The following is a 13,138-nucleotide window of genomic DNA, read 5'->3' as shown; positions in this document are numbered from 1 at the left end:
TAACTTCCGTTATAACATTGGTAACGTGAGTTATAGCCTTTTTATGCCTCTCCGGCAACCTTTGTGAGGTTCTTTTTCCTCACTAAAACTAACCCTCATGAAAATGTTTTTACCATTACCCACCGAGCCTAGGGAAATTATAGCGGCTATGCAAACAAAGTTATTACCTACCTTAAGACAAAAGCTAGCTCATTGCTTATCTATTTGGCTGCTGGCGAGCCTGCTGCTTAGCCCCGGGCTGTTACAAGCCCAAATCTACTCCGGTAATCTCAATTTGTATACCCAGGCAGACGTGGATGCTTTCCAGTATACGGAAGTGACTGGCGGTATCTACATCACGGGTTCCGACATTACGAATCTCCAGCCTCTGGCCAGCCTAACCAAGGTAGGCGGCTATCTTAACATTCAAAATTGCGCTCAGTTGAGCAGCCTGGCGGGTTTGGAGAACCTTAGCTCCTTAGGGTCGATGCTCGCCATTGTGAATAATTCCAGCTTAACCAGCTTAGTAGGCCTGGAAAAGCTTACTCCGCTAGGGACGGTTAAGATTGAAAACAACCCTCGGTTGACTAATTTGAAAGGACTGGACAATCTAACCACGGCAGAATCTGATCTTAGTATCCAGGGTAATTCCGGGTTAGTCAGTCTGGCGGGATTGGAAAATCTTACCGAGGCGGCGTATCTCACCATCAATGGAAATACTAATTTAAACAACTTGTCGAGCCTGAATAATCTTAAAACAGTAAGGCATCTTCTTAAAATTAGTAATTCCCGTTTTACTAGTCTGAAAGGCCTGGAAAATCTTACCGCAGTGCGGTATCTCCAAATCGAAAGAAATACAGAATTGGTTAGCTTGGCCGGATTAGAAAAACTCACCGTAAAATGGGATATTGATATCCAGAATAATCCCCGGCTTTCTCAATGTTGCATCCTGCCGGCCTTGATCGAGGGCGCCGCGGGCGATGTTATTATTGCCAACAATGCCCCCACCTGCAACAGCGCAGCCGAAATAGAAGCCGCCTGCCCAAAGGTCTACCAGGGTGATATTACGTTATCTACCCAGGCCGAAGTAGATGCCTTTAAGTATACCGAAGTAACGGGTACCCTCAATATTATTGGGCAGTCAGATATTATTAACCTGCAACCGCTGACTAGGCTAAGTAAGGTGGGTTCTCTCTATATCGGGTATAATCATGCCTTAAGCAGCCTGGCGGGGCTGGAGAATCTTACCTCGGTAGAGAAAAATCTCACCATCAATTCCAACTATGTGTTGCAGGACCTAAAAGGGCTGAAGAATCTTATTTCTGTGGGAGGGAAGTTTGACTTAGAGTTTAATCCCCGTGTGACTACTCTAGCGGGGCAGGAGAGCTTAACCTCGGTAGGAGAACTGGAGATTAGTAATTGTACCATCACCAGCTTAACGGGGCTGGGGAAACTAACTTCTTTAAAAAAGCTCACTATTAATAATAACAAGTCTTTAACCAGCTTAGTGGGGCTCGAGGATCTCACTTCTGTGGAAGTAGATCTCTACATCACTAGTAATTCTCAATTATCCAACCTAACAGGGCTCGAAAACCTGACCTCCGTGGGCCGAGAATTCAGAATTTATAATAATGGGAATTTGAGCCACTTGGCCGGATTAGAAAAACTTACTACCGTGGGAGGAACGCTTTCTATTTTTAGTAATAAGAGTTTAATTAGCCTAGCCAGCCTGGAACAACTGACCTCCTTGAGGGATCTTTCTATTTTTAGTAACCCGCAACTCTCCCAATGTTGCCTGTTGCTGCCGGCAATTAAAGTGGCTCAATATGTCTCTATCCGCGACAATGCCACCAACTGCAGCAGCGAAGCCGAAATAAAAGCTACCTGCGACCGAATCATTATTACTACTCCACCCCAAGCGACTACGGTGTGCCCCGGAGTAAAAGCTGTTTTTAGGGTAGAGGCGATGGGTGCCGACCTTACTTACCAATGGCAAAAGAACGGCACCGCTATTGCGGGGGCCACTATTCCGAATTACTCCCTGGAAGCGGTAAAGCCGGAAGATGCCGGTGAATACTCGGTAGTAGTAACTGGCCGGTATACGGCGGTTACCTCCGAGGCGGCTACTTTAACGGTGAAACCCGCCTTAGTTTTAGGCGCGTTTGCGGCACCTACTGCTCCGGTTGCCATAAATACCAGTGTCAGCCTAAGTATCAGCTACTCCGGCAGCATGGTGAGCAGCGCCGTCTGGAATTGGGGCGATGGCACTACTTCTGCGGCTACTTTTAACAATAGCAACATCAGCGGTAGCCATAAGTATACTAAAGCCGGCACCTATTCTCCTACCCTTACCGTCACTGATGCTTGTGGTCAAATTACTGCGGCTACGTATGAATACGTGGTGGTTTACGAGTCAGGCGCTATTACCGGTGCGGGTGGTTTTACCTCGCCCAAACAAGCCTATAAAGCCGATACCAAGCTCACCGGCACCGCCGTATTTGGTTTGTATGCCCGCTACAAGACTGGCACCAGCCTGCCCGAAGGCAGTACTTTATTCGCCTTTAAAGCCGGCAAAGCAAAGATGGCGTTCACCAGTACTAGTTACGAAACCCTCACCATTTCGGGCACCAAAGCGCGCTACACCGGGAAAGGCAAGATTAATGGCACGGGCAATTACGGTTTCCTGGTATCGCTCTTGGATGGCCGGCCCGACAAGTTCCGCATTAAGATCTGGAACAAGGACAAAAACAACCAGGTGGTTTACGATAATAACCTAACGAGTACCGCCGAAACAGCCGATCCTACTACCGCTATTACGGGGTTTATTCTGATTCAGACCAGCAAAGCGGCAGTAGCCCGGATGAGCTTGCCCGGCGTAGAAGTAGCTCCAGCAGAGCAACTCTCTCCTACTTTCCGCAACTACCCCAATCCTTTCGCGGATAGAACCACTTTGGAATTTAGCTTCCATGAAGAGCAGGAATATACTTTAGCCATTTATGATTTGTCCGGCAGACTAGTTAGCCAGTTACCGGGCGGTAAAGCCCAAGCGGGAGAAAAAGTGCAGGTAGAATGGCAAGCCGCTCCTTACCCTACCGGCGTGTACCTGGCCCGGTTGAGCGCGGGTAAAGCCGTGCAGCATCTCAAGCTGGTAGTAAAGTAAGCGGGCTTATTCTTACTAATTTAAAGTTTATTTCCTGGTACTGGCTACCATTTGCGGCAAGCTTCTGCCGCAACCGTCAGGATCCTACTAAAAATAGAAAAGAATAAAAGGGGAAGCCGAAAACCTTTACTAGAGTAGGCAAGATCAAATAAAATAAGTTAAACAAAATGAAAATGTCACCCGAAAAAACTCCAGCCACCAAAAAGACAACTTGCTCACGGCCGCCGCCTTGCTGACGGCCGCCGCCCATCTTTCCTTAAACCACATTGAGGAAGGCCTTGCCCTTAAAAGGTATCTCGCCATGCAACCCTCTTTACAAGTCTGCTGGGGGTGTTGCGTTTAACCAGAATCAAAATCCACGCCTGAAAGAAAAAAGCTACCTATGAAACAGGCCGCCTTACTCGCTTTCCTGCAGGAAGTTCCCTTTCCGGAAACCTTGCGGGCCCACTTCTTTAGTCTGGATTCCTTTGCTTCTAACCAGGATCTGTTTCTGGGTTTCGCCTCCGTTTTTACGCCCGCTTTTCCGGGGCTTTCTCCCGCCCAGGAATTACTACTGAATGCCGCCGTTTACCTGGGAGCCAAAGGAATTTATCATTTAGACAATGTATGGGATCTGCAAGTAGCCGGTGAGAAGCGGACGAACCAGGCCTATCAGGGGCAACTCTTTCTCCTGGAAAGCCAGCGAATGCTGAGTCAGTTATTCCCCTTCCAGGATGACTTTTGGCGGGAGTATTACGGCCTACTCACCAAACATTTTCAGGAGCTTACCCTTAGTAAGAACATTGATGAGCCGCTAACCGAGCAAGCTTACCAGGAATTGCTGGCGCATAAGTATGCCATGCTGTATTGTCCGGTGAATGCCTTATTCTCGCTAACTGGGAAAAAGCATCCCTCAGCCTATCGTACCATCTTGGATTCCCTGCAATGGTTTTGTAAGGGGTATAACCTGCCCAATGAAGTAATGGGCTTAACCGAGGATCTCCACTTACAAATAAATAACTATGCGTACTGGCGATTGCAAGAATATCTTTTGCCAATGGACATCCAGGTGCAGGACTACAGCTATGAGGATTTACATAAAATGCTCTATGCCTCCGAACTGGCCGTAACCCTCATGGACGAAGCCATCGAGGCGCTGACCCAAGCGGCGCAACTCGTCTCCCCCTTGGAACTGGTGGATTATCAAAAGTTAATCTACCGGCTAATTGACAATGTACGGCAGAAAAAAGAGTTTCTTCTGCCGTACTCCGCTAATATTCACTAAAAGCATAAGGGGACTTAGTTAAAGACTAAGGGAATGAAACCGGAATTTTGCTGCCATTCCCTTGGTCTTCTCTACCTGATTTCACCCTCACCATATCTAGCAACCTTCAACCGTCGAGTTGAGCCCGAACCGTTTTCCTTCCATTACTTAGTTTAATTAGAAGTCCGACCGGTAAACTTCCCTGCCTCACTAATCTTAGAAATTTATGCCAAATAGCCGATTGAAAAAACTAGTATTCCGGACAGCAGGTATTCTGGGCAGTTTGCTGGTGCTGCTGCTTTTTTTCTACGCCTTCGCGTACTACCAGACCCAACGAAGAGCGAACCAAGTCTACGCGCTAGCTCCCCAAACTTTACGCATCCCCGAGGATGCGGCTTCTTATGAACTCGGCCGGCATGTGGCTGACATTCGGGATTGTAAAGACTGCCACGGTAATGATTTTAGTGGCCAGGTTTTTGGCGGCAAGGATAACCCCCTGGGGCGTTTGTATGCCTCTAACTTAACCCCAGGAAAAGGCGGCTTGCAGTATACCGACCAGGATTGGGTCCGGGCATTGCGGCACGGTGTCGGTCAGGACGGTAAATCGCTGTGGTTTATGCCGGTACAGCACGTGAGCACGCCCCTTTCCAACCAAGAATTAGCTGCCTTGATCAGCTATTTGCAGCAACTGCCCCCGGTCGATAAAGTGCATCCGACCAAAGCATTCAAACCGCTGGGCCGGGTTTTAACCTTTTTGGGCAAATTTCCCATGTTTCCCGCCGAACTGGTGGATCATCAAGCCACCTACGCGGAAGAGGTTAAACCTCAGGTGAGTGCTACTTACGGGGCTTATCTGGCCATCACCTGTTCGGGCTGTCATGGAACTGATTTTAAAGGGGGACCAGGACGCCAAAAAGGCGAACCGGTTATTGCCGACCTCACCCGGACCGGGAACCTAAAGCATTGGTCCTGGGGCGAGTTTCGGCAAACCATACGGACCGGCCAAACCCCGGAGGGCCGGCAACTCTCGGATTTTATGCCCTGGAAAGCCTACGCTACTTCCTACCAGGAGCCAGAATTAGAGGCCATTTACTTGTACTTGCGAACTTTAAAGTAAAGCCGCGAGACTAAGTAGAAGCCAGCCATTCCGCAACGTGGCATACCCGTCCATACTGGTGTTGAAAATACCTTAATCATTTGATTGCTAATGGGCAAGTCTACCAGGTGAGCCGGGGAATTTTGCCCGCCAAAGCAAATAATTCCCTAAGAAAGGTCTAAAAACTAACCCCAAGTAACCTCATTTATCACATTGGTAACGTGAGTTACAACCTTTTTCTGCCTTTACTGCAACCTTTGCGACAATCCTTCTTCCATCCTTAACCTTAAAATAATCTGATGAAAATGTCTTTACTATTCAACTTCCCGCAAGGGAAAAATGCTGTTACAACACCGCGTTGGCAACCGGTAACAGCGCAGAAGTTGCGCTATTGTTTCTACTCTTGGCCGCTGATTATCCTATTGCTGCTTAGTTCCAGACTAAGCCAGGCCCAGGTTTATCAGGGCGATGAGCTTTGGATTCAAAATCAGGCAGATCTAAATAATTTTAACTATACCGAAGTAACTGGTTCTCTTTACATTTACGTTACATCCGATATAACGGACCTTAAGCCGTTAGCTAAATTAACGAAGGTAGGAGGAGGTTTCTATCTTTCCTACAACGATAATTTAAGCAGTTTAGTGGGTTTGGAAAAACTTACCTCGGTGGGCGGGCCGTTCTATATTAGCAACAATCCTAAGTTAAGAAGCTTGGCTGGTCTGGAAAATCTTACCCGCGCGGGACATCTACACATTGAAGACAACGCGGAATTGAGCAGTTTAACGAATCTGGAAAAACTCACCGCCGTGGGTAATCTCTACGTTAAAAGCAACTCGAACTTGCGCAATCTGGCGGGCTTGGAAAACCTGGCTTCCATCGGCGGTCAACTCCAGATTCAATTTAACCCTGTTTTAAGTAGTCTGGCTGGTTTGAAGAGTCTTACTTCCGTAGGAGAGGATCTCTCCATTACCTACAACTCGGCCCTGAGCAGTTTAACGGGCCTGGAAAACCTTACCTCCGTTAAAACAGGCGTGGTTATCGGTAGCAACGAAGAGTTAAGCAGCGTAGAAGCACTAAAAAATCTTACCTCTATCGGCCAAAGTACCTTCATCGAAGACAATAGCAAACTTACGCAATGCTGCCAGCTTTTATCCATTATTCGGGCGACGAAAGGAAAGACGGTTATCCAGCGCAACGCCACGAACTGCAACAGCAAAGCCGAGATAGAGGCGGCCTGCGCGCCGGTTACCATTACAACTCAGCCCAAAGACGTAGCTGTTTGTACCGGAGAAAAGGCTACTTTCCGGGTGGAGGCTAGCGGCACTGGCCTTTCTTATCAATGGAAAAAAGGGGAAACTCCCATTCCCAACGCTACCAGTAATACTTACTCCCTAGAGGCGGTAAGCCCAGCCCATGCCGGTACTTATTCGGTAGTAGTCACCCGAGGCACCTCCTCCGTTTCTTCTACTGCCGCTAATTTAACGGTGAATACCGTTCCCGCTATTTCGGCGCAACCTGTCGCTATAACAAAATGCGTTGGCCAAGCGGCTGTGTTCAGCGTTACGGCTACGGGTAGCAACCTACGGTACCAGTGGCAAAAAGACGAGGCTGACATTCCCAATGCTACCAATGCTAGTTATCAGCTTAGCTCCGTCAGTGCGGCGCAGGCGGGCAGCTATCGCGTAAAAATCACCGGCGATTGTGGTACTACTAGTTCCGAGGCGGCTACATTAATGATTAACGCGGTTCCGGTTATTATCGATCAACCAGTCAGTGCCACAGTTTGCGCCGGTACCACGGCCATTTTTTCCGTAGTTGTAACCGGTACGTCGGAATCCAATATAAAGTGGCAGATGAGTACCGACCGGGGAGCTTCCTGGAGAGAGGTTAAGAGTGGGGCTAGTAGTGTATCCATTTCTAACACTACAGTAGCCATGAGTGGCAATTATCAGTTTAGAGCGTTGGTTCTGAATGAATGTAACCCTGTTACCTCGAATGTAGCTACGCTCACCGTTACTCCTGCTCTTATCATTACTTCTCAACCCGTGCCCGTAACCAAATGTACAGAGGATGCGGCTAGTTTTAGTGTTACGGCTACTGGCAGTAACCTGCGGTACCAATGGCAAAAGAACGGGGAAGATATTGCTGACGCCACCCAGGCCAGCTACCACCTTAGCTCGGTTAGCGCGGCGCAGGCGGGTAACTACCGCGTGGCGATAACGGGGGAATGTGGCCAGGTAACTTCTGAGGTGGTAAGCTTAACCGTTAGTGTTAGGCCTATTATTACCACCCAACCGGTAGCCGCGCTTACCTGCTCCGGGGAATTTGTTAGCTTTACCGTAGAAGCCACCGGCGACCAGTTAAGTTACCAGTGGCAGAAGAACGGTACTAATATTCCGGATGCTACTTCGGCCACCTATACTATAGCTTCGGTTAGCACCACAGATGCCGCAGACTATTTGGTAAAGGTAACTAATACGTGTGGCTCGGTTACTTCTCAGAAAACCAATCTAACGGTGAAACCGGCTTTAGTTTTAGGTACGTTTTCGGCCCCTACGGCTCCGGTCCCCTTGAATACCAGTTTTAGCTTAAGTGTTCCTTTCTCGGGCAGCACCGTTAATAGCGCCACCTGGAACTGGGGCGACGGCTCTACTTCGCCAGCTACTACCAGCGGTAATACCCTGCAAGGCAGCCATAAGTATACCAAGCCCGGTACCTATTCGCCCGTACTCACCGTTACCGATGCTTGTGGGCAAACCACCCAAGCAACGTACGAATACGTGGTAGTTTATGAAGCCAGTACGGGTTGTATCACCGGGGCTGGGGGCTTTACTTCGCCCAAACAGGCTTATAAAGCTGATTCTAAGTTGATGGGCCCTGCCGTATTTGGCTTGTACGCCCGCTACAAAAAAGGGACTAACACGCCGGAAGGCAGCACCTTGTTCGCCTTTAAAGCCGGGAAAGTGAAAATGGCTTTCGCCAGCACTCTTTACGAAAGCTTAACCATTTCCTCGGGCAAAGCCCGCTACACGGGTAAAGGTAAGATAAACGGTCAGGGGAACTACGGCTTCTTAGTTTCCCTCCTGGATGGCCGACCCGATAAGTTCCGCATCAAGATCTGGAACAAGGAGAAAAGCAATACCGTGGTGTACGATAACAATCTAAATAGTACCGCCGATGCCGCGGACCCTACTACCGTTATTACCGGTTTTATTCTGGTTCAAACCAGTAAGGCCGCTGTCGCCCGGATGAGTTTACCGGGCGTAGAAGCAGCGCTTGAAAAGGAATTCTCTCCTGCTTTCCGCAATTATCCCAATCCTTTTTCTAACCAGACTACCTTAGAGTTTACTTTTGAGCAAGATGAAGAATATACTGTAGCCATCTACGATCTAGCCGGAAAATTGGTGAGCCAGTTACCTGGTGGCAAAGCTAAAGCCGGTGAACCAGTGCAGGTTGAATGGAAAGCTGGTCCATACCCCACGGGCGTCTACCTGGCTCGATTAAGTTCGCGCCAAGGTATCCGTTATCTCAAGCTGGTTATCCAGTAAGGAAGCTTGGCCGAAGGCAAGTTGCCTCCGGCCAACTTTATCCTTTGTCGTTACCATTTATCTACCATAGGGGAGGTTACCGGACCGATCAGCGGACTTTTCTGGAATGCCGGTCTGTAACCTTCTTTAAAAAAACTAAACTCATGGCCTCTTCTATCTTGCCGACAACCACCCGTATCCAAGTACTGGATTTTATCCGCGGCTTTGCGCTTTTTGGCATTCTAGTTATTAATATCCAAACCTATGCCTTGTTTGCCTTTCTGCGGCCCGAGCAGGTGTATGCGCTTAGTTTAGACCAACCCACCACCTATGCTCCCACGCAGTTTTTCCTGCATCTTTTCTTTAAAGGGCAATTCTACACCCTTTACAGTTTTCTCTTCGGCTTGGGATTTTACCTCATGGAGCAAAAGAATCAGCAGGCGGGATGGGATGCCAACCGGCTGTTTAAACGCCGCTTGTGGGGACTGCTTTTGCTAGGGCTCATCCACGCTTTTATTTTCTGGTTTGGCGATGTGCTGCATAAGTACGCCTTGCTGGGCTTTACTTTAATCTACTTTAACCGCCAATCGGTAGCAACCCTTCTAAGATGGATCATTGGTCTAGTCCTTTTGGTTATTCTTTGCCAAACGGTAAATACAGTATTCTTTCCTGCTACTCCCCAGCAACTAGCCCAAAATCAACAAGAGTTTGACGCCGTGATTAGACAAGTGTTGCAGATCTGGCAGCAGGGTTCATTGCTGCAAGTGATGAGTATGCAAGCCTTAGGCGTGGTGATGCTGCATTTAAAAGCCGTCCAGCAGGGCTTGGCCTCTTATGCTCATTATTTGATTATGTTTCTGCTCGGGCTTATAGCGGGTAAATTGCACCTGTTTCAACATATAGATCGCTTTAAGCTTTCTTTCTTGCGCATCGCCTTACTAGTGTTTCCTTTGGCCGTAGTGCTTAAAGCTCTTTCCGGCTTACCGCTCTTCGGGATCCATTTGCTCCCGCCCCACCAGCTCGCTGCTGAAAAGCTGCTTTTCTCCCTGGCCGAATTTATTGGTACTCCCCTGCTGACCCTCGTCCTTTTAATGGAACTCACGCTTTGCTGGCCGCACCTACCTGCCCGGTTCGTGGGCTGGATAGCGAGTACGGGGCGGATGGGGCTGACCAATTACCTGCTGCAAACCCTGCTTTGCATGGCTCTTTTCTACGGGTACGCGGGGGGACTTGCCGGGAAGGTAACGCTGCTAGAAGCTTTGGGCCTCGTGCTGCTGATTTATGGGCTTCAGGTAGTGTATAGCAACGTGTGGTTGCGATACCATTCCATGGGACCAATGGAAAAGCTTTGGCGGCGCTGGACCTACGGTCAGGAAGAAGCGGCCAAAATCAAACGGGTTAAAGCTCCGGCGGCTAGATAGTAGCATTTCGCAACACTTATAAGTAATTTTATTTTCCTATAATAAATTTTCCTATAATAAGATGAGACGAATCATTGTCAACCCCTGCCTGAAAGAATCCATCATTTTTGTGCAAACCGCCGCGGAAACCAATGGGGCAGTTACGGAACTCATTATTACTTTACAGCCGGGTGGCGGCAATCCTTTACATTATCATACTTCCTATACCGAGACCTTTACGGCTTTAGAAGGAGAGCTAGGCTTAGAGTTCAAAAATCACCAACGCTTCATCTTAAAACCCGGGGAAGCTTATGTAGTTAAAATTGGGCAAGTGCATCGGTTCTTTAATCCGGGTAACACCGAAATCCGTTTCCGCAACGAAGTGTATCCCGGCCATACCGGCTTTGAAAATACCTTGAGAATTTTAGCCGGACTAGCTTCAGATGGCTTGTACTCTACCAGAAATGTTCCTAAAAATTTTACCCATTTAGCTATTTGCGGTATCCTGAGCGATATGCGGCTACCGGGTATAATGTCCTTCACTACTCCTCTTTTAAAGCTGATCGCGGTTTGGGCGAAGAAGAAAGGAGTAGAACAACAACTACTAGACAAGTATTGCTCCTAAGGCAAGGCCTAAGAACGTTTGAGAACCCGTTTATTACTGGTGCTGGTAAAACAAACTGGTGAGTGGAATTTATTCCCTAGCATAAGGTGGAGATAAATTCGGGATTACCTGTACCCGTACTTCAATGAAGCAGATAAACTCTGGAGGGAAAAGGCTGTTACTTTCGTCTAGCCATTGTACCCATTGGAGCAAGCCTAATGAGTAAAGCTATAAAAAACCACTTCGTCGAAGGTAGATTTCTGAAATAGCTTTACAGGTTAAACGGTAAAAATTCTATTTAATTTCTCGATTAGCAACTCCTGGTTAATGGGATTTTTTCTTTTGTATTTTCGCCAGCGCTTTTTCAGTGTTCCTTCCTTTCGGTGGGCTTGGTTAGGGGTTAAGTAATCACAAGAAGCAGGAGGACGCAGTTGGTTATAAGCCAGGATGGACTTAGTGATTGCTGCCTTGGCTAAGTCAAAGGAGATAAAAGCCCGGCAGTTAAATTCATCTTTAAGGATGCCGTTTATTCTTTCGGCTATAGCATTTTCCCCGGGGTCTCCTTGATTGGTCATACTGATGCGGATCTCCTTGGAACAAAGTAACTCAATATATTCTTTGCAGCAGTACTGGATACCCCGGTCCGAATGATGAATCAAGCTTTCTTTTCCCTTAGGTAAAGTCTTAATCGCCATTTGTAGAGCCGCCAATGGTCCTTTCGTCTGTAAGGTGGTATCCAAGGCCCAACCCATGATTTTATGCGAATAAGCATCCGTGATTAAACTTAAATAACTAAAATCACGACCTGTTCTAATGTAGGTGATATCACTTACCCATACCTGATTCGGTTGGGTCGCCGTGAATTCTTTCACCAGATTGACGTATTTATAAAAAGAGTGCTGGGAGTTCGTGGTCTTGGCTCGTTTGCGCCGTTTAGAACGCAGTAAATGATGCTCTCGCAGCAGGTCATACAGCTTATCTCGCCCCAGTTTTATCTCATGCTCAGCTAAGAAGTTAGTCAATAGATGATGTAGTTTCTCGGTACCCACACCGGGTAATTGCGCCCGCAACTTTATTACTTCTTTCACAAGAGCCATTTGCTTTACCTGCTTTTTATCTTGCTGCCAAAGCTGCTCATAGTAGGCTTGCCGGGATTTGCCAAACAATCCGCACAGTTTCCCTAAACCTAGTAAGGGATGCTGCGTGTTTAACTCCTGCAATAGCTTTACACCAAGAGTAGAAAGCTATTAATAACCGATAATAAAATAGGTATTATTGCTCCAACCGAATACAAAGAAAAAGTAAAAAGTAAACCAGGCGTAAATGCTGGCTCAAATGGTTTAGGAGATAAAAAATATAAGTTTGATATTCTTAAAGTAATCGAAAAGCGAAATCAGGAAGAAGAAGCTATTGAAGAACTTATTAAGGATTTTGAGGCTAAAATTAAAAAGTTCTTTGCCTATGTTAAAACCGATGAAGCCGGTATTAGGGTAATAGCTAAAATGCAGGATGATGGTTCAGCCTTTGATGATGATGAAATATTCGAAGATTTCGCAAAAATTTACCGAAAATTTATCCGAAGAAATAAAGATTTAGGTGAGTTTTTCATAAGAGAAACTCAAGACATTGTTAACCAATTATGTGATGATTTTGAAAAGAGCTTGAATAATACTCCTTTCTAAAAAAGCTGAATCAGACTGGAAGAGACTGTAAAACGAACTGTGTCAAGTTAAAGAAAAGGGGAAAAAATAACTACTTTAACTTCACAGTCTACAATGGAACAAGAAGAATTTGACTTTGAGCGCTTCAAACAGGAAGCCATCCAAGGATTATATGCGGGTAAGCCGCTGAATGGAGACCAGGGTATCTTTGCTCCGTTGCTTAAGCATTTTTTAGAGGCTGCTATGGCCGGCGAGTTGGAAGCCCACCTGCAGGAGGAAAAAGCCGCCGGCAAGTCCAACCGCAAAAATGGCAAAACCAGCAAGAAGGTCAAAAGCTTGTCGGGCGAGTTTGAGTTGGAGAGCAGCCGGGGCCGCTCAGGCAGTTTTGAACCAGTAGTTCTGCCTAAGCGCCAGCTCATTGTCACGGCCGAACTGGAAGAGAAGATCATCCATCTTTATGGCCTGCGT

The 13,138-nt window shown here is 47.3% G+C and carries 8 protein-coding genes and 1 pseudogene; 8 read left to right on the top strand and 1 reads right to left on the bottom strand.

Annotated features, from left to right (window positions below):
- Positions 1 to 97 precede the first annotated feature (97 nt).
- The 6 genes from AHMF7605_RS28665 to AHMF7605_RS28640 all read left to right on the top strand — a co-directional run bounded on the left by AHMF7605_RS28665 (position 98) and on the right by AHMF7605_RS28640 (position 11,030).
- Positions 98 to 3,139 (top strand): T9SS type A sorting domain-containing protein, encoded by a 3,042-nt coding sequence (locus AHMF7605_RS28665; RefSeq protein WP_106933696.1) that lies wholly within the window; start codon positions 98 to 100, stop codon positions 3,137 to 3,139.
- Between the two features lie 382 nt (positions 3,140 to 3,521).
- A complete protein-coding gene (locus AHMF7605_RS28660; protein WP_106933695.1) occupies positions 3,522 to 4,403 on the top strand; it encodes a hypothetical protein in 882 nt (293 codons plus the stop codon).
- A gap of 220 nt (positions 4,404 to 4,623) precedes the next feature.
- On the top strand, positions 4,624 to 5,499 hold the full coding sequence (locus AHMF7605_RS28655; RefSeq protein ID WP_158267663.1) for a c-type cytochrome: 876 nt from the start codon (positions 4,624 to 4,626) through the stop codon (positions 5,497 to 5,499).
- A gap of 284 nt (positions 5,500 to 5,783) precedes the next feature.
- Positions 5,784 to 9,026 carry a T9SS type A sorting domain-containing protein gene (locus AHMF7605_RS28650; protein WP_158267662.1) on the top strand — a complete coding sequence of 1,081 codons (3,243 nt, stop codon included), beginning with the start codon at positions 5,784 to 5,786 and terminating at the stop codon, positions 9,024 to 9,026.
- 143 nt (positions 9,027 to 9,169) lie between these two features.
- The gene (locus AHMF7605_RS28645) at positions 9,170 to 10,426 is read left to right on the top strand and encodes a DUF418 domain-containing protein (protein ID WP_158267661.1); all 1,257 of its coding nucleotides are present in this window, start codon (positions 9,170 to 9,172) and stop codon (positions 10,424 to 10,426) included.
- 61 nt (positions 10,427 to 10,487) lie between these two features.
- A complete protein-coding gene (locus AHMF7605_RS28640) occupies positions 10,488 to 11,030 on the top strand; it encodes a cupin domain-containing protein (RefSeq protein WP_106933691.1) in 543 nt (180 codons plus the stop codon).
- 257 nt (positions 11,031 to 11,287) lie between these two features.
- On the opposite strand, the gene AHMF7605_RS28635 is transcribed toward AHMF7605_RS28640, so the two are convergent.
- Complete coding sequence (locus tag AHMF7605_RS28635) at positions 11,288 to 12,229, bottom strand: IS3 family transposase (protein WP_233219334.1); 942 nt, start codon at positions 12,227 to 12,229, stop codon at positions 11,288 to 11,290.
- A gap of 282 nt (positions 12,230 to 12,511) precedes the next feature.
- Between AHMF7605_RS28635 and AHMF7605_RS28630 the strand changes: the two genes are divergently transcribed.
- A complete protein-coding gene (locus AHMF7605_RS28630; RefSeq protein WP_106933690.1) occupies positions 12,512 to 12,691 on the top strand; it encodes a hypothetical protein in 180 nt (59 codons plus the stop codon).
- 93 nt (positions 12,692 to 12,784) lie between these two features.
- Positions 12,785 to 13,132: pseudogene (locus AHMF7605_RS28625) on the top strand (transposase); the annotation flags it as partial.
- Positions 13,133 to 13,138: the final 6 nt, after the last annotated feature.

Origin of the sequence: Adhaeribacter arboris (assembly GCF_003023845.1) — a bacterium.
Taxonomy (GTDB): domain Bacteria; phylum Bacteroidota; class Bacteroidia; order Cytophagales; family Hymenobacteraceae; genus Adhaeribacter; species Adhaeribacter arboris.
This window is presented reverse-complemented; position numbering and strand designations above follow the sequence as displayed.

Coding starts and splice junctions, on each gene's coding strand:
- AHMF7605_RS28640 (WP_106933691.1), top strand. CDS start 10,488: ATGAGACGAATCATTGTCAACCCCTGCCTGAAAGAATCCATCATTTTT.
- AHMF7605_RS28650 (WP_158267662.1), top strand. CDS start 5,784: ATGTCTTTACTATTCAACTTCCCGCAAGGGAAAAATGCTGTTACAACA.
- AHMF7605_RS28630 (WP_106933690.1), top strand. CDS start 12,512: ATGCAGGATGATGGTTCAGCCTTTGATGATGATGAAATATTCGAAGAT.
- AHMF7605_RS28665 (WP_106933696.1), top strand. CDS start 98: ATGAAAATGTTTTTACCATTACCCACCGAGCCTAGGGAAATTATAGCG.
- AHMF7605_RS28660 (WP_106933695.1), top strand. CDS start 3,522: ATGAAACAGGCCGCCTTACTCGCTTTCCTGCAGGAAGTTCCCTTTCCG.
- AHMF7605_RS28645 (WP_158267661.1), top strand. CDS start 9,170: ATGGCCTCTTCTATCTTGCCGACAACCACCCGTATCCAAGTACTGGAT.